Raw genomic sequence first — 19368 nt, 5'->3', positions numbered from 1 at the left:
TACCATATACTGATTAATTGCGATGAAGAGTATTGTAATCCCGATAAAACTGGCTGTCCTGATTTTTTTGCTGCATTCGTGCCGTCAAAACACTGAAAATACAGTGGTAATCAGTAATGAACACCCGAAAGAGAGTATTGTATCGCCGGTAAGTCCGGTCCTGCAAAATGGATTCGATTATTATCCGACCTCTACTACCGGTGTGGTTATTACCCACAACAGTTATACGTTTTCGTATGCCGAAGATTATGAGCAATCGGAGTGGGTAGCCTATACGCTAACGAAAAACGACTTTTCAAACAGGGATTACAAACGACCTTTTTTTATTGAAGATAATGCGGTAAAAACGGGTTCTGCCAGTTGGAAAAACTATAAAAATTCCGGTTACGATAAAGGACATTTGTGTCCGGCGGGCGATCGGAAAAAGGATTATGAAATGTATCAGGAAACATTTTTAACGTCCAATATTTCGCCCCAGCGGCATGATTTTAACGATGGTGTCTGGAACAGGCTGGAGCAGAAAGTACGCTACTGGGCTACAAAATACGACGGACTTTATGTTGTGACCGGCGGTGTATTGTCGGATAACCTGAAGACTATCGGGAAGGAGCAGGTAGCGGTTCCGGACTATTTCTACAAGGTTTTAATGACTAAAAAAGGCGATAAGATGATTGGTTTCCTGGTGCCGCATGAAGCCAGCGAGAAACCGCTTTATGAATTTGTTGTGGATGTGGATACCATCGAAAAATTAACCGGTATTGACTTCTTTCCGCAATTACCGGATGCTTTAGAAAACAAATTCGAAAAATCGAGTGATTATAAAGGCTGGAGTTTTAATTAACTACCATTCGTTTACCTTATTCGCATCCATTTTCAGGAAGATAAACAGTAAAATCGTAAAGGCCCACAAGCTGGAACCACCGTACGAGAAAAAGGGCAGTGGTACTCCAATGGTCGGGAACATTTTAATTAGCATTGAAATGTTTACAAAGAAGTGGGTAAACAGGAAAGTGGCTACACAATACCCGTAGACACGGCTAAACTTTGTTTTCTGGTGTTCGGCCAAATAGATGATCCGCAGGAATAGCGTCACGAATAACGCGATAACAACTGCAGCTCCGGCAAATCCCCATTCTTCACCAACAGTGGTAAAAATATAATCCGTATGCTGTTCGGGAACGAAACCGCCTTTTGTCTGTGTTCCTTCCAGGTAGCCTTTTCCGATCCAGCTTCCGGAACCAATCGCAATCATGGACTGGTTTAGGTTGTATCCTTCTTTCTGCATGTTGACATCTTTACCCAAAAGTACATTGATCCTGTCTTTCTGGTGCGATTCCAGTACATTTTCATATACGTAGTCTACCGAGAATACAAAACCGGTAATCAGTACGAAAATGATACCGTACACGAGCGGATTCCGGTTAATTCGCCGGTTAAAGATATAGTGTATAATCATGATCATCAGCGCCAGGATTACAATGAAAACAGGCTTGATAATCAAGGCAAGGACAAAGAGTATAATCGCGATAAATCCGGTCCATAAATACCAGCTTGGCAAACCTTCCCTGTAAAGTACGAATACCAGTGAGATAAAAATCATGGCACTACCGGCATCGGGCTGGAGCATGATCAGGATAACCGGAAAGCCAAAAACGGCCAGCGCAAGTACCTGATGGCTGAATTGTTTGATGTTTATCTGGGTGTCACTCAGTAGTTTGGCGAGTAACAAGGCTGCTGCGGTTTTCACAAATTCCGAGGGCTGGAAACCGAAACCGCCAAACTGATACCAGTTGGTCTGTCCTTTAATGGTTTTACCAAAGGCGAAGAGTCCTAATAACAACACGATACCGAGGGCGTAAAAGACGACGGCATATTTCTCGAAAATCTTGGCATCCACAGATAGTATTGTGAAGATCAACGGAATTGCCAGAAGAATGAACAGCATCTGTTTTCCGTAAATCTGACTCAGGTCAAATATGGACGTTTGTTCCAATGGTAACGAAGCAGAATAGATATTCATCCATCCCATGGCAACTAATACAATATAAATAAGTATTGTAATCCAATCGATATTACTCGCTACACTTTGGTTCTTCATTATTTGTTGTTAATTGTAAAAGGTAATCCGCTGGTAACCTTGTCATATTCGTGCTGTAGGCTTCCTTCCAGCATTCTTTTTTCTAAATCTGTTCGGGTAATGGTACCTCTGAGGTATTTTTCAATCATTAAGCTGGAAATAGGTCCTGCCCAACGCGCACCCCAATATCCGTTTTCAACCAATACCGCAATAGCGATCTTAGGATCGTTTCTGGGCGCAAATGCAACGAACACGGAGTGGTCAGTAAGCTGAACACGTTTTCCGTTAATCTTGGTAAAGTTTTCGGCAGTACCGGTTTTACCGCAAATTTCAATGCCGTCTACGCGCAGGCTTCTTGCCGTTCCCATATTGTACACGTCAAAAAGACCGTCAATAACCGGACGGAAATATTGTTTGTCAATAGTAGTAACGTGTTTGGTCGTGAATTTTTTATCGATCTTATGCTTTTCAATCTTTTTAATTACGTGAGGAGTGTAATAATACCCTTCATTCGCAATGGTAGCCATCATGCTGGCTAACTGAATAGGTGTCATGGTAACCTCACCCTGACCGATAGAATTGGAAATAATGGTTGTTCCTTTCCATCCGCCGTTTGGATACCAGCGATCATAATACCTTGATGTCGGAATATGTCCTTTTCTTCCCGGAGGTAAGTCGTAGCCCATGAAGTTACCCAATCCGAAGCTTTTCAGATGGCCGCTCCAGGCATCAACTCCAAATCTCGGTTTGCTGTATTTTTCGATCGTTCTTTTGTAAACATTGGCAAAATAGGCATTACAGGATTTGTAAATACCGTTGTGAAGCTGGATGTTTCCGCCCGGGCAGTGGCATTTCATAAAAGCACCTCTACCATAAGAAAACCCGTGATGACAAACAAATGAGGTGTTTTCATCGATTACTTCTTCCTGTAAACCGATCAATCCGGTAAGTATTTTAAACGGTGATCCGGGAGGATATTCGGCCAGTAACCCCCTGTCGTATAACGGTTTTGCGATAGAATCGTTAAACAGCATGGTGTAGTTTTTTGAACGCTCGCGACCCACTAAGATAGCCGGGTCATAGGACGGAGCGGTTACCAGTGCCAGGATCTCACCGCTTTTCGGATCGATAGCCACGATACCGCCTCTTTTGTTAACCATTAAGGATTCGCCGTATTTCTGAAGCTCGGCATCAATGGTTAGTGTAATGTCTTCTCCCTGTATGGCGATCGTGTCATAGATACCGTCTTTATAAGGACCTATATCCCTGTTGAAACGGTCACGCTGGATGTATTTTACCCCTTTGGTTCCTCTCAGGATGTCTTCATACATTTGTTCGACACCCTGCATACCAATCAGGTCCCCGCTTTTATAGTACGGGTGTTTTTTGATAATGTTGTCGTTAACCTGGGTAATGTAGCCAAAAATATTGGCACCAACATTTACCTGGTAATCCCTTAGCGAACGCTTTAAAATTTCAAAACCGGAGAACTTTCTGATTTTTTCCTGAAAGGCCGCATATTCCATCTTGTTCAGCTGTGCGATGAACACAGAAGGAAGCATTGGACTGTACACACGGGCTTTCTGGATTTTTTTGATGAATTCTTCTTTCGTGATATTTAACAGGTTGCAGAATTCAAGAGTATCAATATTTTTAACGTCTTTTGGGGTAACCATAATGTCATAAGACGGCTGGTTAGCAACCAAAAGCTGTCCTTTACGGTCATAGATATAACCGCGTTCCGGATATTCATATTTAATTTTAATCGCATTGTTATCCGATTTCTGAATATACGAATCATCTAAAATTTGCAAATAGAAAAGCCTTGCCATTATCAGCAGTGCTGAAATAACAATCAAACCAGGTAATAAAAGTTTTCTCATCGTTTGCTAGGCTTAATTAAATAAATAATTATGATGCAAAGTAGTAAAGTAAATATTGTGCTTAGTAAAGTTCGTAATAAAATATCCCAAATAAAATTAAAACGGAATATTTCTAATAAATAGAGTACCAAATGGTGGGTTACCACAGCTATTAGTATAAATGAGAAACGCTCGGGGGAGAGCTTATCGGTTATTTTAACGGTTTGGTATTCGTAACTCACTCCAAATGAAAACCGGAAGAAAGCCGGTCTGAAATAAGCCAGTGTAACGCAGGCAGCCGCATGTACGCCTCCCGAATTGGAAAACATATCCATGATAAGGCCCAGGAAGAAACTGGCCATCAGCAATCCTGCTTTATTTCCGTTAACCGGATATAAAATTATAAAAAGGATATACGGATAGGGATTGATAAAACCTAGAAAATTAATGTTGTTAAAAATAACAACCTGTATGGCAAGTAGCATTACAAACCGTAAGCTATTTGTAATAAACGTGCTATTCATTTTTTGTTTCTTCTTCTAGTTTCTGGATTTCTGCTCTTTTCAAATTTTCAATTACATACACATGACCTAAGTTCGTCATGTCGTTGAATAACCGAACATTAAGGGTGTAATAATTGGTCGCCTTATCGATATATACTTTGTCAATCGTTCCGATAGGAATGTTTTCCGGGAAAATTTCCGAACGCCCACCGGTTACGATGGTGTCTCCTTTTCTAACGGAAGCCAGTCGCGGTACGTCGATTAACTGTGCAAAACCAACATTACGTCCGTTCCAGATCAGGGAACCGAAATGGTTGGACTTTTTGATTTTCGCATTGATCTGCGATTTGACGTTTAAAACACTTTGTACAGTCGAATAACTGGACGATGTCTTTTCGATAATCCCGACAACACCTAAGCTGTTCACAACGCCCATATCGGCTTTTAAACCGTCTTTTTCACCGCCCAATAACGTCAGGTAGTTTTCTTTACTGTTAAAAGTGTTGTTGATTACTTTGGCATTATACACTTTAATATTCTCCAGGCCGGACGGTTTCGGCATCGAAACGTTAGTGCCCAAAGAATCCACTCCGTTGTAAAGCAGTTTTTTCAGTTCTGCATTTTCGAAAGCCAACTGGTTGTTTTGCTCGCGAAGATTCAGGTATTCTTTTACATTATTGATTTTTTCGTAAACAAAACCGGTAAATGCATTTGCCGAACTGATATAACGGCTCCTGTGATATGAGTGCGATTGTATCGTTAAAGATAAAGAAATGCCCAAAAGCAGCAAAAACAGTAACTTGTTACTGTTTTTTAATATAAAGTTAAAAATTTGCTGCATGAATTATTTCTTTATTTGATAAGTATCCCTTTAAATTTCTGAATGTTTTTTAATGCCATTCCGGTTCCTCTAACTACTGCCCGCAATGGATCTTCAGCGATGTAAACCGGTAAATCAGTTTTTTGTGAAATTCGTTTATCAAGTCCTCTTAGCATCGATCCTCCACCGGCAAGATAAATTCCGGTATTGTAGATATCTGCTGCTAATTCCGGAGGTGTCTGCGATAAGGTTTCCATAACGGCATCCTCGATACGCTGAATGGATTTATCCAAAGCTTTTGCGATTTCACGATACGATACATCCACCTGTTTCGGTTTTCCTGTTAACAGGTCACGTCCCTGTACAGACATGTCATCCGGCGGCGTATCCAGATCTTCTGTCGCAGCTCCGATAGCAATTTTAATTTTTTCAGCCGTGCTTTCTCCAACGAAAAGGTTGTGCTGGGTTCTCATATAGTATACAATATCGTTCGTGAAAACGTCACCGGCAATTTTAACCGATTTGTCACATACAATACCGCCCAAAGCAATAACTGCAATTTCTGTTGTTCCACCACCGATGTCTACAATCATGTTTCCTTTCGGTTGCATAATGTCTACACCAATACCGATAGCCGCAGCCATAGGCTCATGGATAAGATATACTTCTTTCCCGTTTACTCTTTCGCAGGATTCTTTTACCGCACGCATTTCCACTTCGGTAATACCGGAAGGGATACAAACCACCATTCGCAAAGCCGGTGTGAACATTCTCTTTTTAAGCGCAGGAATACTTTTAATGAACAAACTGATCATTTTTTCCGACGCATCAAAATCAGCAATTACACCATCCTTTAAAGGACGTATGGTTTTAATGTTTTCATGAGTTTTACCCTGCATCTGGTTTGCTTCTTTACCAACGGCAATAATTTTCCCAGAAACACGATCACGAGCAACTATAGATGGACTATCAACGACAACTTTGTCATTGTGGATTATAAGGGTATTTGCGGTACCAAGGTCAATCGCAATATCCTCAGTCATGAAATCAAAAAATCCCATACAAAAAAGGGTTTAATATATTTATAAATAATTAGCCTACAAAAATAATAAAATTAATGTTTAAAATGACGAACACCCGTAAATACCATTGCAACTTTATTTTCATTGCAATAGTTAATGCTTAATTCGTCTTTAATAGAGCCACCAGGTTGAATTACAGCTGTAATACCAGCATTTTTCGCTAACTCAACACAATCCGGGAACGGGAAAAAAGCATCGCTTGCCATAACCGCTCCGTTTAGATCAAAATGAAATGAATTGGCTTTTTCTACTGCCTGGCGTAACGCATCAACACGTGATGTCTGACCGGTTCCGGAAGCACACAATTGTTTGTTTTTAGCAAAAACAATAGTGTTGGATTTAGTATGCTTACAAATTTTAGAAGCAAATAGTAAATCGTCAATTTCTTGCGCTGTAGGTGCTGTAAAGGTAACGGTTTTTAAGTGCTCTTTATTGTCTGTAATGTTATCTTTATCCTGAATTAACATTCCGTTAAGACATGTTCTTACCTGTTTTGTAGGTAATTCCACCTCATTCTGAATCAGGATGATTCTATTCTTCTTTTCTTCTAAAATCGCAATTGCTTTTTCGTCATAAGCCGGAGCAATTACCACTTCACAAAACAGCTTGTTGATTTCTTCGGCAGCCGCTTCGTCAATTTTTCCGTTGGCGATTAAAACCCCTCCGAAAGCAGAAGTCGGATCACCGGCTAAAGCATCCAGGTAAGCTTCTTTCATCGTGTTTCGGGTAGCAATACCGCAAGCGTTGTTGTGTTTTAAAATGGCAAATGTAGGATTGTCATTTTTAAACTCGTTCATCAGGTTTACAGCAGCATCAACATCCAACAGGTTGTTGTAAGAAAGTTCTTTACCGTGTACTTTGGTGAACATTTTATCGAATTCGCCAAAGAAATATCCTTTCTGGTGCGGGTTCTCGCCATAACGTAAAACCTGACCGTCTGTAATACTTGCTTTGTAGATGGTTTCGTCTGTATTGAAATAATTAAAGATCGCTCCGTCGTAATGCGATGATACATGGAAAGCTTTAGTGGCTAACAAACGTCTGTTTTCAAGAGTGGTAGCACCGTTTCCAATAGTGATCATTTCTAAAAATAAAGCATACTCGTTAACGGAAGGAACAATAACAGTATCCTTGAAGTTTTTTGCTGCTGCACGGATTAAGGAAATTCCGCCGATATCGATTTTTTCAATGATATCCGCTTCACCGGCTCCGGAAGCAACCGTTTTTTCAAAAGGATATAAATCTACAATTACCAAATCAATTTGAGGGATTTTGTATTCCTCCATCTGCTGCACGTCACCTTCGTGATCCTGACGGTTTAAAATTCCGCCAAAGATTTTTGGGTGAAGCGTTTTTACACGTCCGCCTAAAATAGAAGGATAAGAAGTAACATCTTCTACAGGAACTACAGGAATACCCAGGTTTTTGATAAAATCTTCGGTTCCGCCCGTTGAATAAATGGTTACGTTATGGTCGTGTAATTTTCTAACGATAGGTTCTAATCCGTCTTTATCAAATACTGAAATTAAAGCAGATTGAATGGTTTTTGTAGTGTTCATTGTGTTGTTGTGTTTTTAAAGGTGCAAAAGTAGTTATTGTTACTTTAACATTCAAGATAATAGGGGTTAGATTTTGATGTTTTTTTATTTTTTTTCATTGTTTTCGTTACGATTAACAGCTTTATTTAGAGTGCTACTTTAGGCTTTGGAGTTTACTTGTGCCGCTGCCGGTAAAAGTGTGATTTTCGTTCTGTTAATGCCTGTGGATATTTGTCTTGTTTTTCTGTAACATTTCCGGTGTTTTAGGTACTAATTGTTTAGGATATTATTGAAAAAATAAAGAATTTTACAAAAGTCAAAACAGACACTATGCTTTTATATTTAAGACTGTTAAAAGAAAGCCTGAGTTTTGCACTCAATGCTTTGCGAAATAATAAGTTGAGAACCTTATTGTCCCTGTTAGGGGTGACCATAGGGATTTTCTCGATTATTGCAGTTTTGGCGGCTGTGGATTCTATGGACCGGAAAATTAAGAACGATTTAAGCGGTTTGGATAAGAACACGGTTTATTTAATGCGTTTTTCTTTCGGGCCTACAGATATCCCGCAATGGAAACGCGAGCAGTTTCCGGATGTTACCTACGAAGAATTTGATTATTTAAAGCGTTCGCTGAAAGAGATGGACAAAATTTCGTTCAATCTTTTTACCCGTGCCGAAAATATTAAATATGAATCGAACACCGTTAGCGGCATCAGTATTAATCCGTGTACAAACGAGTTTGTCGATATTGAAAAATTAAAATTTGCCAAAGGAAGGTTTTTTACCGAATCGGAATCCAACTCCGGAACACCGGTCATCATTATCGGAAGTGAAGTGGCAGCAGGTTTGTTTAACGGTATCGATCCTTTGGGTAAAAAGATCCGCTTATACGGACAGCGGTTCACGGTAATCGGAGTTCTGGATAAAGAAGGAGCCAGTACGTTCGGGAAAAGTAAAGACATTTCCGCTTTTTTACCGGTAAACTTCCTGAGAAGGCTGTATGGCGATAACAGCGATATGCTAACGCCCGCCATTCTTATCCGTCCTAAAAAAGGAGTGGATATCGATGCGTTTAAAGGAGAGCTTACGCAGAAGCTGCGAACATTCCGCGGTTTAAAAACCAGTGAAATTGACAATTTCTTTATCAATGTATTGTCCGGTTTCACGGATTTTATTGACAGTATTGTCGGGCAGATGAATGTCGTGGGCTGGATTATCAGCGGATTCTCATTATTGGTTGGCGGTTTCGGAATTGCGAATATCATGTTTGTTTCCGTAAAAGAACGAACGAACCTGATCGGGATTCAAAAAGCATTGGGCGCTAAAAACCGTTTTATATTATTCCAGTTTTTGTTTGAAGCCATTATCCTTTCCGTTATCGGGGGATTGGTAGGGATGCTGTTGGTCTGGATAATCGCAATGGTGATGTCCAAGGTCCTGGATTTTGAATTTGTCCTGGGATTCTGGAATATTCTCATCGGAACCTCCTTAGCCGCTTTTATCGGTTTGATCTCCGGGATTATTCCGGCTATTTCCGCATCAAAATTAGATCCGGTAGAAGCCATCAGAAGTGGAATGTAATAAAAAATACAGCTATAAAAAATCCGGAAGCATTGCTTCCGGATTTTTGTTTTATATAAGGTGCAGACTATGCAGAAGCGGTAGCCACCTCTTTATTGATTTTATTCACCAATCCGATCAATACTTTTCCGGGACCTACTTCTGTAAAAGAAGTGGCACCGTCAGCAATCATCTGTTGTACGGACTGTGTCCATTTTACCGGAGCGGTTAACTGAATGATCAGGTTCTTTTTAATTTCGTCCGGATTTGATACGGCATTGGCAGGAACGTTTTGATAAACCGGGCAAATCGGATTTGAAAACGTTGTCGCTTCAATCGCTGCAGCCAGTTCTTCACGGGCCGGTTCCATCATTGGCGAGTGGAAAGCACCACCAACCGGTAAGATCAATGCGCGTTTTGCGCCGGCTTCTTTCATTGCCTCACAGGCTTTTTCAACCGCTTTTAATTCTCCTGAAATAACTAACTGCCCCGGACAGTTATAGTTGGCAGCCACTACGATACCGTCAATAGCCGCACAAACATCTTCCACAACTTTATCTTCAAGACCTAAAACAGCAGCCATAGTAGATGGTGTGATCTCGCAGGCTTTTTGCATGGCTAAAGCACGTTGGGAAACTAATTTCAGGCCATCTTCAAAAGAAAGCGCTCCGTTAGCGACCAAAGCAGAAAATTCACCAAGAGAATGTCCGGCAACCATTTCCGGTTTAAAATCGGCTCCTAATGTTTTTGCTAAGATAACCGAATGTAAAAAAACTGCCGGCTGTGTTACTTTGGTTTCTTTTAATTCTTCGGCAGTTCCTTCAAACATAATGTCGGTAATGCGGAAGCCTAATATCTCGTTTGCTTTTTCAAATAATTCCTTTGCTAATGCTGAATTTTCATATAAATCTTTACCCATTCCGGTGAATTGGGCACCCTGACCCGGAAATACATATGCTTTCATATACTATTCTTTGTTGGTTTTGTTTGTTTATTGTCCGGACAAAAATAGTACTTTTTAGATTAAGATAATGCGGGTTGCTTTGCTGACTGCCGGTTTGTAAAAAAAATATCCCTGGAATTCATTGGAATTCCAGGGATAACTTACTTAACCAAAAAAATAATGATTACCAGATTATTGTTTTAATAATTGTAATTCTATATTCAAACGAACATCGTCGCTCACTAAAACACCACCGGTTTCCAGTGCAGAGTTCCAGTTTAGCCCCCAATCTTTACGGCTTATTTTTCCGCTAATGTTTAAACCGGCTTTTGTATTGCCCCATGGATCTTTCATCAATCCGCTGAATTCTACCGGAAGGGTCACAAATTTTGTAACGCCTCTTAAGCTTAAATCACCGGATAATTCATAGTTCTCATCATCAACTTTTGAAAAAGAAGAGGCTTTGAACGTTAATTTCGGGTGGTTTTCCGCATCGAAAAAGTCAGCACTTTTCAGGTGGTTGTCTCTGTCGGTGTTACGGGTGTCTATAGAATTAACATCTGCTGTAAAGCTAATGTTTGCATTTTCAAAATTGTCGTCTTCAGTAGTGATGGTTGCCTCATAGTTTTCGAATTTTCCGGAGACATTTGTAAACATCATGTGTTTAACTTTAAAACCAATTTCGGAGTGTGTCGGGTCAATTGCCCATTTTGTTGTTGCCATAATAATGTTTTTTTAAATTATTGAAATAATATGTTGTTTTTGTTTTATTTACAGGTTCATGTTCATCGGAACGTCCATCAATAAGAATTCAGCATCGGTGGCAGCCTTAATGTTAACGCTGTCAATATCCCAGATACCAAAACCGTCTCTGGTGTTTAGTTCCTGTCCGTTTACGGTAAGGCTTCCTTTCAGTACAAAAACATATAAACCGTTGCCTTCTTTTTTTATACGGTATTGGGCTTCGGTATTCTGGTCAAATTTTCCCATGTGAAACCAGGCATCCTGGTGGATCCATACACCGGCATCGTCAGGGTTAGGCGAAAGGATCTGCTGTAATTTATTGTGTCTTTCTTCTTCGTTTAAAGCAATCTGGTCATAGCGCGGACTAACATTCTTTTTGTTCGGGAATACCCAGATCTGTAAAAATTTTACTTCTTTATCGCTGTTTTTATTGTATTCGCTGTGTTTTACACCGGTTCCGGCACTCATGACCTGGATATCACCTTTTTTAATAACGGTTTTGTTACCCATGCTGTCCTGATGTTCCAGGTCGCCTTCCAGTGGGATACTGATAATTTCCATATTGTCATGCGGATGCGTCCCAAAGCCCATTCCGGCTGCAACAGTATCGTCATTCAATACTCTCAGTACTCCGAAGTTTACTCTTTCGGGATTGAAATAATTCGCGAAGCTAAAAGTGTGATAACTTTGTAGCCATCCGTGATTAGCGTTGCCACGGGTATCTGCTTTGTGTAATACTATATTTTCCATGATCTTTGAGTTTGTGTTTTGAATATGATTGAATCCTATTGTTTCTTCTGTATTTGAAAGGGCTTCTTTTGCCAGTGCCGATCCGGTGATAACTGCTCCGGTACCTAATAAACTTTTTCTGATAAAATCTTTTCTATTCATAACGGTTATTTTGATATGTCAAAGATACAACCACTTGAAACAGAATGTGCTTAACCTAGATTAAGAAATAATTATCCCCGTTAGTGTTTGAAAACTAACGGGGATATATGTAGTAAGCGAGGTGTTATTTTTTGAGCATCCGGGCTTTCATTTTACTGAAAAATTCCGGCGTTACTCCTATATAGGATGCAATTTGCTTTTGCGGCAGGCAGTGGATCAGGTCGGGATGCTTTTTAGTGAACTTGTCATAACGGGCCTCGGCTGTATAGCTGAGGTTGTCAATGAGTCGCTGCTGGTTTGCCACAAGTGAGTTCCCGATCAGGATTCTGAAAAAGCGCTCTATTTTAGGGACTTTATCGTAAAGAAGTTCCTGGTTTTCTTTGGATAGCAGTATTACTTCGGCATCTTCATTGGTTTCAATAAACAGCTGTCCGGGACGCTGTGATAAAAAACTGTACATGTCGGCTATCCACCAGCCCGGTGAGGCAAAACTCACCACGTGTTCCACGCCGTTTTCATCCACGGTATAACTGCGCAGGATGCCATGGGTCACAAAATAGGAATACAGGCATACTTCCCCTTCTTTTAATAAGACCGTTTTTGCTTTATAGCTTTTCGATTCGGTTAACGACAACAGCAATTCCTGCTCTTCCGGTGATAGCGAAACATGTTTGGCAATATTGGTAAGGAGAAGATTCATTATTTAGGCATTTACGGTTACTAATGCGGCTGTTTTTTTAGCTCTGTCGGTAATTTCCTCTATAGCGGTACCGGTAGTGTCACTGGTGAGTACAACTCCCATTCTCCGGTAGGGTCTTGAGGTTGGTTTGCCAAAGATTCGGAAATCGGTTTTGGGTAAAGCAGCAACCTGTTCAATTCCGGTGTAACCGGGTTTTTCAGAATTTTCGGTTGCTAAAATTACGGCACTGGCACCATTTTTTTCCAAAATGATTTCGGCAATCGGTAAGCTTAAAATAGCGCGCAAATGAAGTTCGAATTCATTGAAGTTTTGCGTTCCGGCTAAAGTTACCATTCCGGTATCGTGCGGACGAGGGGAAAGTTCTGAGAAATATACGCCTTCGTCGGTCAGGAAAAATTCCACACCAAATAATCCGGCGCCGCCCAAAGCTGCGGTCACTTTTCCGGCCATATCCTGTGCTTCGGCTATGTCTTTATCGGAAACACGTGCCGGCTGCCAGCTTTCCTGATAGTCGCCGCGTTCCTGACGGTGCCCGATTGGTGCACAGAATAGCGTAGGGTTGTTGTTCTGGGTTACGGTTAATAAGGTAATTTCCGAATGGAAGTTTACAAAAGCTTCTACAATTACTTCAACCACATCACCACGGGAACCTTCCACGGCATATTGCCAGGCTTTTTCAATATCTGCTTCCGATTTGATGGTGGACTGTCCTTTGCCGGATGACGACATTAAGGGTTTTACCACACATGGGATTCCGACTTCTGAAACGGCTTTTTGCAATGTTTCGGCTGAGGTTGCATAACGGTAGTTGGCGGTTCGCAGTCCCAGGTCTTTAGCGGCCAAATCACGGATCGCTTTTCTGTTCATCGTAAAGTTTGCTGCTTTGGCAGACGGAACAACCTGTATACCCTGTTTTTCATAATCGTAAAAACGTTCGGTACGGATGGCTTCAATTTCCGGAACAATAAAATCCGGATTGTGTTTGGCAACGATACGATCTAAAGCGTCACCGTCCAGCATGTTGATCACTTCAAAACCGTGGGCTACCTGCATAGCGGGGGCGTTTTCATAACTGTCTACTGCAATTACGGTCTGGCCGATGCGCTGTGCGGCGATAACAAATTCTTTTCCTAATTCTCCGGAACCGAGTAATAATATTTTCTTATTCATTGTGTTGTGTTATGGTTTTAATAGTTTGTTTTCGGGTTAGTCCGGCAGCCACCGGCCGGGTGAAGGCGGTGCCTGTATTGCAAAGGTGAAAAATACGATAATTATCACGAATTTAAAAAGCAGGACCGGACTACAGGGATAGTAAAAAAAAGCCCCAGGAAAACCTGAGGCGTACATTTATGCTAAAACTTCGGAAGATGCTACCGCCTCTTTAATTCGGCGCAGCGCTTCTTTTAGTAAATCTTCACTTGTTGCGTAAGAGAAACGGATGCAGTTCGGGTTTCCGAAAGCATCACCGGTTACCGTTGCCACATTGGCTTCCGATAAAAGGTACATGGAGAAATCATCGGCATTATTGATCTGGATTCCTTTTAATGTTTTTCCGAAAAATGCGGAAACATCAGGGAAAACATAAAAAGCCCCTTCCGGAACATTGATTTTCATTCCCGGAATTTCTTTAATCAGCCCTACTACTAAATCTCTTCTGCTGTGGAAAGCCTGTACCATGTGTTTTAGTACGGAAGGATCGGCATCTACTGCTGCGATGGTAGCGCGTTGTGCAATAGTATTGGCACCGCTGGTTACCTGGCCTTGCATTTTGGTGCAGGCTTTGGCAATGAATTCCGGTGCTCCGATATAACCGATTCTCCATCCGGTCATGGCAAATGCTTTGGCCACACCGTTAACGGTTATGGTTCTGTCTAACATACCCGGGATAGAAGCAATACTGCAATAGGTTCCTGTAAAATTGATGTGCTCGTAAATTTCATCGGCAACAACATAAATGGAAGGATGTTTTTCCAATACCGCTGCTAATGCGGTAAGTTCTTCTCTGCTGTAAACGGAACCGCTTGGGTTGCAGGGAGAGCTGTACCATACCATTTTTGTAGCAGGTGTGATCGCCGCTTCCAGTTGCTCCGGAGTAATTTTGAAATCGTTTTCAATACTTGTAGGAACTTCTACCGGAATACCTCCGGACATTTTGATGATCTCATAATAGCTAACCCAGTAAGGAGCCGGAAGGATGATTTCATCACCCGGATTGATCATTACCTGGGCAATATTGTATAACGATTGTTTTGCTCCGGTTGAAACTACAATTTGTGACGGTTTATAGTCTAAATTATTATCTCTTTTGAATTTTCTACAAATGGCTTCTTTTAAGTCTAAATAACCTTCCACCGGAGGGTAATTGCTGTAATTGTCGTGAATAGCCTGAATGGCAGCTTCTTTAATAAAATCAGGAGTATTGAAATCGGGTTCACCCAAACTTAAACTGATAATATCTTTTCCTTCAGCTTTTAATTCTCTGGCTTTTGCAGCCATAGCTAAAGTTTGTGAGGTCGATAAATTATTAATTCTATCTGAAAGCGGATTCATAAAAAAAGGTTTGTTGTTAAAAATTGTGTTTTAGTAGTATCGTTTAAGCGGTAACGGGTTTTTGCCCCATTTCTTTTAAATGTCTGAAGTGGGAAACAATCGCCATGCGCATGCTTTTAAATTCATAATAAGGTAAGTTGCATTCCTCGGCCGTTTGTTTTACAATTTCACCAATCTTGCTGTAATGAATGTGACTGATGTTTGGAAAAATATGGTGTTCAATCTGGTGGTTCAATCCACCGGTGTACCAGTTTACAATTCTGTTTTTAGGTGCAAAGTTAGCGGTAGTGTACAATTGGTGCACAGCCCAGGTGTTTTCCAATTCTCCGTTTTCGTCCGGTTGCGGATGCTGGGTATCTTCTACTACGTGTGCCAGCTGGAATACCACACTAAGGATTAATCCGGCGGTATAGTGCATGATGAAAAAGCCAAGCAGTACTTCCCACCATACAATGCCTAAAATAATAGGCAGGATGATCCAGATGGAAAAGTAAATGATTTTTGTAATTACCAGAGTTGTCCACAATTTAAAAGGACTTGGGAATTCGCCATAAGACAGTTTTCTTTTGATATAACGTCTCATTTGTTTGAAATCGGTAGTAATGGCCCAGTTAAACGTTAGTAATCCGTAAAGGAAAATAGAGTAGTAGTGCTGGAATTTATGTGCCGGTGACCATTCTGCGTGTTTGGTAAAACGAATGATTCTTCCCGCTTCCAGGTCTTCATCGTGTCCGTGGATGTTGGTGTACGTGTGGTGCAATACATTGTGCTGTACCTGCCAGTTGTAAACATTTCCGGCAAGGATATACATACTGCCGCCCATTATTTTATTCAGCCAAGGTTTGGAAGAATAGGAACCGTGATTCCCGTCGTGCATCACATTCATTCCAACGCCTGCCATCCCGATGCCCATTACAATGGTCATTAAAAGATGGATCCATAGCGGCATGCTTATGGTTAAAATCAGGAAATACGGAGCAAAGAAAAGACTGAACATGATCAGTGTTTTTAAATGCAGCTTCCAGTTGCCTGTTTTTTTGATATTATTTTCCTTAAAATAATCATTAACTCTCTTATTTAGTGTCCTGAAAAATTTTAAACTATCGGTTTTGGAAAAAAGCGGAGTCTGTTTTATCATAAGTTTATTAAAATGCAAAATTTTCGCTCAAAGGTAATTATTAATCAATTTGCAATAGGTTAAAAATGCAAAAAAAACTACCATAAAATGTTTACTTTTGCATAAAATTTAGAATAATGCAGGATATTGTAAAGTATTTTCCTAACCTTACCGAAAATCAGGTATTTCAGTTTCAGCAATTGGAAGGATTGTATCAGGATTGGAATGCCAAAATTAACGTGATTTCCAGAAAAGATATTGAAGAACTCTATGTAAAACATGTTCTTCATTCTTTAGGGATCGCTAAGATTCAGGAGTTTAAGCCGGGTTCAAAGATTATGGATGTGGGAACCGGAGGCGGATTTCCGGGGATTCCTCTGGCGATATTGTATCCGGAAGTAGATTTCTATCTGATCGATGTAATTGCCAAAAAAATCCGTGTGGTTAATGAAGTTGCGGCAGCCCTGGGATTGAAAAATGTGAAAGCAGAACAAAAGCGTGCAGAGCTGGTAAATGAAGACTTCGATTTTATTGTGAGCCGTGCGGTGACCAATATGCCTGATTTTGTAAAATGGGTAAAAGATAAGATTGCTAAAAAGCAGCAGCACGAGCTGAAAAACGGCATCCTTTATTTAAAAGGAGGCGATCTGACCGAAGAGCTGCAGGATTTTCCAAAAGCGACACAATATGATTTGTCGGACTTTTTTGAAGATCCGTTTTTTGAAACGAAAAAGGTGGTTCACCTTCCGTTGAAGTATAAAGTGTAATACCATCAGTAATAAAAAAGGTCCGTTATATAACGGACCTTTTTTGTTGTATGCTGTTATCCTAAGAACGGATATTTATAATCTGTTGGCGGAACAAATGTTTCCTTGATTGTTCTTGGTGATACCCAACGAATCAGGTTCAATACCGAACCGGCTTTGTCGTTGGTTCCCGAACCTCTTGCACCTCCAAACGGTTGTTGTCCTACAACAGCTCCGGTTGGTTTGTCGTTGATATAGAAGTTTCCGGCTGCATTTTCCAATGCTTTGGTTGCTTCTTCAATAGCATAACGATCCTGGCTGAAAATAGCTCCTGTTAAAGCATATTCAGAAGTTCCGTCTACTAAAGCAAGTGTTTCTTCCCATTTAGCGTCTTCGTAAACGTAGATGGTTAAAACAGGTCCGAATAATTCGGTTTCCATGGTTTTGTATTTCGGGTTGGTTGTTACGATAACGGTTGGCTCAATGAAGTACCCTATAGATTTGTCATAATTACCTCCTGCAATAATTTCAGCATCGCTGTCTTTTTTAGCCTGGTCAATAAAACCGGCTAATTTATCGAAAGAGCTTTCAGAAATAACAGCAGAAACGAAGTTGGAAGGATCTTCCGGCGATCCCATTTTCATGGACGCTAAATCGGCTACTAAAACTTCTTTGATGGCCGGCCATAACGATTTTGGTAAGTAAGCTCTTGAAGCAGCAGAACATTTTTGTCCCTGGTATTCGAAAGCACCTCTTGATAAAGCGGTAGCCACTTGTGCCGGAATAGCAGAAGGGTGTGCCAGAACGAAATCTTTTCCTCCGGTTTCTCCTACGATTCTTGGATATGTTTTGTATTTGCTGATGTTTTGTCCGATCTTAGCCCACATGTCGTTGAATACGCCTGTAGAACCTGTAAAGTGAATACCGGCAAAATCAGGACTTGCCAATAATGTGTCGGAAATCATCGCTGAGTTTCCATACACTACGTTGATAACACCATCCGGTAAACCAGCTTGTTTGAATACCTCAACAATTACATTTGCCGAGTAGATTTGTGTTGCACTTGGTTTCCAAACCACAACGTTCCCCATTAATGCCGGAGAAGCAGGAAGGTTACCGGCGATAGCCGTAAAGTTAAACGGAGTGATCGCATATACGAATCCTTCTAACGGACGGTGCTCCAAACGGTTCCAGATACCTTCAGAAGAGATAGGCTGTTCTGCATATACCTGCGTCATAAACTGAACGTTGAAACGTAAAAAGTCGATTAATTCGCAGGCAGAATCAATTTCTGCCTGGTGAACCGTTTTTGCCTGAGCAATCATGGTTGCTGCATTGATTTTTGCACGGTAAGGACCTGCTAATAAATCGGCAGCTTTTAAGAAAATAGACGCTCTGTGTTCCCATGAAAGGGCAGCCCATTTTTTCTTAGCTTCCAAAGCAGTTGTAATTGCTTTTTCAATATGCTCTTTTTCTGCTTCGTGGTATTGTCCTACGATATGTTTGTGGTCGAATGGAGGCGTTAGGTTTTTTGTTTTTCCTGTACGGATTTCTTCTCCGCCAATATATAAAGGTACATCAACATTTGCGCTGTACATCTTTTTGAAAGTAGCTAAAACTGCCTCTCTTTCCGGAGTACCGGGAGCATAAGATTTAACGGGTTCGTTAACTGCTTTTGGTACATTGTATATTCCTTTTGGCATAATAATCTGTATTTTGTATTGATCAAATTTTTCGCGTAGCGAAGATACAAAATATTCACTAAAAAGGATTTTTTTGTTGTGTTAATGCTTTGATAAATTATCGGTTAGTTCAGCGCGAAAGGGGCACTCAACCGGAATGTAGGAATAATGACACGGAAACTTCTGGTCGTTGTAAAGTTGACCATATTAAAATAACCGCGCATCGCGCCAAATGGCGATGAAAGCAGGCAGCCGGAGCTGTAAGTGTGTTTTTCTCCCGGTTTTAAAACCGGTTTTTTACCAATAACACCTTCGCCGTCTACAATTTCAATATCGTTTAACGAATCGTATATTTCCCAGTGGCGGGAGTTTAACTGTACGGAGTCTTTGCTCTGGTTTTCAATCGTGATCTCATAACTAAAGGCAAAGTGAATTTTGTAGTTTTTGAAGTATGTACCTTCAAAACTAGTCAAGACGGAAATTTTTATGCCTCTCGTTATTTGTGAAACCATATTTTCGATTGCTTTTTAAAAGAAATAAGTCCAAAAATAAT

18 protein-coding genes are annotated in these 19368 nt (G+C 40.6%); 3 read left to right on the top strand and 15 right to left on the bottom strand.

The genetic code is table 11. The features are described 5' to 3' along the window. The first annotated feature begins 22 nt into the window (after positions 1 to 22). Positions 23 to 841, top strand: a complete 819-nt coding sequence (locus BGO42_RS01090) for a DNA/RNA non-specific endonuclease (protein ID WP_273245029.1) — start codon at positions 23 to 25, stop codon at positions 839 to 841. Here the strand turns inward: BGO42_RS01090 and rodA are convergent, their stop codons facing one another. From rodA to purH, 6 genes are read right to left on the bottom strand one after another with little or no spacing between them, the layout of a single operon-like run. Further along, a complete protein-coding gene (rodA, locus tag BGO42_RS01085; protein ID WP_177730076.1) occupies positions 842 to 2098 on the bottom strand; it encodes a rod shape-determining protein RodA in 1257 nt (418 codons plus the stop codon). Continuing rightward, positions 2098 to 3960 carry a penicillin-binding protein 2 gene (gene mrdA, locus BGO42_RS01080; protein ID WP_273245032.1) on the bottom strand — a complete coding sequence of 621 codons (1863 nt, stop codon included), beginning with the start codon at positions 3958 to 3960 and terminating at the stop codon, positions 2098 to 2100. The genes rodA and mrdA overlap by 1 nt, the downstream gene beginning before the upstream one ends. After that, on the bottom strand, positions 3957 to 4463 hold the full coding sequence (locus BGO42_RS01075) for a rod shape-determining protein MreD (RefSeq protein ID WP_177730074.1): 507 nt from the start codon (positions 4461 to 4463) through the stop codon (positions 3957 to 3959). The genes mrdA and BGO42_RS01075 overlap by 4 nt, the downstream gene beginning before the upstream one ends. Beyond that, a complete protein-coding gene (gene mreC / locus BGO42_RS01070; protein ID WP_273245035.1) occupies positions 4456 to 5283 on the bottom strand; it encodes a rod shape-determining protein MreC in 828 nt (275 codons plus the stop codon). Before mreC ends, BGO42_RS01075 begins: the two co-directional genes overlap by 8 nt. Positions 5284 to 5294: 11 nt before the next feature. Continuing rightward, the gene (locus BGO42_RS01065) at positions 5295 to 6323 is read right to left on the bottom strand and encodes a rod shape-determining protein (RefSeq protein WP_177730072.1); all 1029 of its coding nucleotides are present in this window, start codon (positions 6321 to 6323) and stop codon (positions 5295 to 5297) included. A 53-nt stretch (positions 6324 to 6376) separates the two neighbouring features. Next, on the bottom strand, positions 6377 to 7903 hold the full coding sequence (gene purH, locus BGO42_RS01060) for a bifunctional phosphoribosylaminoimidazolecarboxamide formyltransferase/IMP cyclohydrolase (protein ID WP_177730071.1): 1527 nt from the start codon (positions 7901 to 7903) through the stop codon (positions 6377 to 6379). Positions 7904 to 8212: 309 nt separating this feature from the next. On the opposite strand from purH, the gene BGO42_RS01055 reads away from it, so the two are divergent. Continuing rightward, the gene (locus tag BGO42_RS01055; protein WP_177730070.1) at positions 8213 to 9463 is read left to right on the top strand and encodes an ABC transporter permease; all 1251 of its coding nucleotides are present in this window, start codon (positions 8213 to 8215) and stop codon (positions 9461 to 9463) included. 67 nt (positions 9464 to 9530) lie between these two features. Here the strand turns inward: BGO42_RS01055 and fabD are convergent, their stop codons facing one another. The 7 genes from fabD to BGO42_RS01020 all read right to left on the bottom strand — a co-directional run bounded on the left by fabD (position 9531) and on the right by BGO42_RS01020 (position 16408). Beyond that, the gene (fabD, locus tag BGO42_RS01050) at positions 9531 to 10406 is read right to left on the bottom strand and encodes an ACP S-malonyltransferase (protein ID WP_177730069.1); all 876 of its coding nucleotides are present in this window, start codon (positions 10404 to 10406) and stop codon (positions 9531 to 9533) included. 171 nt (positions 10407 to 10577) lie between these two features. After that, the gene (locus BGO42_RS01045) at positions 10578 to 11108 is read right to left on the bottom strand and encodes a YceI family protein (RefSeq protein ID WP_273245038.1); all 531 of its coding nucleotides are present in this window, start codon (positions 11106 to 11108) and stop codon (positions 10578 to 10580) included. Between the two features lie 48 nt (positions 11109 to 11156). Continuing rightward, positions 11157 to 11879 (bottom strand): pirin family protein, encoded by a 723-nt coding sequence (locus BGO42_RS01040; RefSeq protein WP_218618744.1) that lies wholly within the window; start codon positions 11877 to 11879, stop codon positions 11157 to 11159. 265 nt (positions 11880 to 12144) lie between these two features. Beyond that, the gene (locus BGO42_RS01035) at positions 12145 to 12720 is read right to left on the bottom strand and encodes a Crp/Fnr family transcriptional regulator (protein WP_273245041.1); all 576 of its coding nucleotides are present in this window, start codon (positions 12718 to 12720) and stop codon (positions 12145 to 12147) included. Positions 12721 to 12723: 3 nt separating this feature from the next. Then, the gene (gene purT, locus BGO42_RS01030; protein ID WP_273245043.1) at positions 12724 to 13890 is read right to left on the bottom strand and encodes a formate-dependent phosphoribosylglycinamide formyltransferase; all 1167 of its coding nucleotides are present in this window, start codon (positions 13888 to 13890) and stop codon (positions 12724 to 12726) included. A 177-nt stretch (positions 13891 to 14067) separates the two neighbouring features. Next, positions 14068 to 15270, bottom strand: coding sequence for a pyridoxal phosphate-dependent aminotransferase (locus BGO42_RS01025; RefSeq protein ID WP_177730064.1), 1203 nt, complete (start codon positions 15268 to 15270; stop codon positions 14068 to 14070). A gap of 43 nt (positions 15271 to 15313) precedes the next feature. After that, entirely contained in the window at positions 15314 to 16408 is a 1095-nt protein-coding gene (locus tag BGO42_RS01020) for a fatty acid desaturase family protein (protein WP_273245045.1), read from the bottom strand. Positions 16409 to 16524: 116 nt separating this feature from the next. Here BGO42_RS01020 and rsmG point away from each other — a divergent pair, with 116 nt between their 5' ends. Next, a complete protein-coding gene (rsmG, locus tag BGO42_RS01015; protein ID WP_177730062.1) occupies positions 16525 to 17154 on the top strand; it encodes a 16S rRNA (guanine(527)-N(7))-methyltransferase RsmG in 630 nt (209 codons plus the stop codon). Positions 17155 to 17210: 56 nt separating this feature from the next. Here the strand turns inward: rsmG and pruA are convergent, their stop codons facing one another. Further along, positions 17211 to 18836: an L-glutamate gamma-semialdehyde dehydrogenase gene (gene pruA / locus BGO42_RS01010; protein ID WP_273245047.1), complete on the bottom strand. Its 1626-nt coding sequence runs from the start codon at positions 18834 to 18836 to the stop codon at positions 17211 to 17213. 104 nt (positions 18837 to 18940) lie between these two features. Further along, complete coding sequence (gene apaG / locus BGO42_RS01005) at positions 18941 to 19327, bottom strand: Co2+/Mg2+ efflux facilitator ApaG/CorD (protein WP_177730060.1); 387 nt, start codon at positions 19325 to 19327, stop codon at positions 18941 to 18943. Positions 19328 to 19368: the final 41 nt, after the last annotated feature.

Source organism: Flavobacterium sp. 40-81, assembly GCF_001898245.1.
In the GTDB taxonomy this organism is placed as follows: domain Bacteria; phylum Bacteroidota; class Bacteroidia; order Flavobacteriales; family Flavobacteriaceae; genus Flavobacterium; species Flavobacterium inviolabile.
Note: the sequence above shows the minus strand (reverse complement) of the source record. Positions and strands in the feature narration are given on the sequence as shown.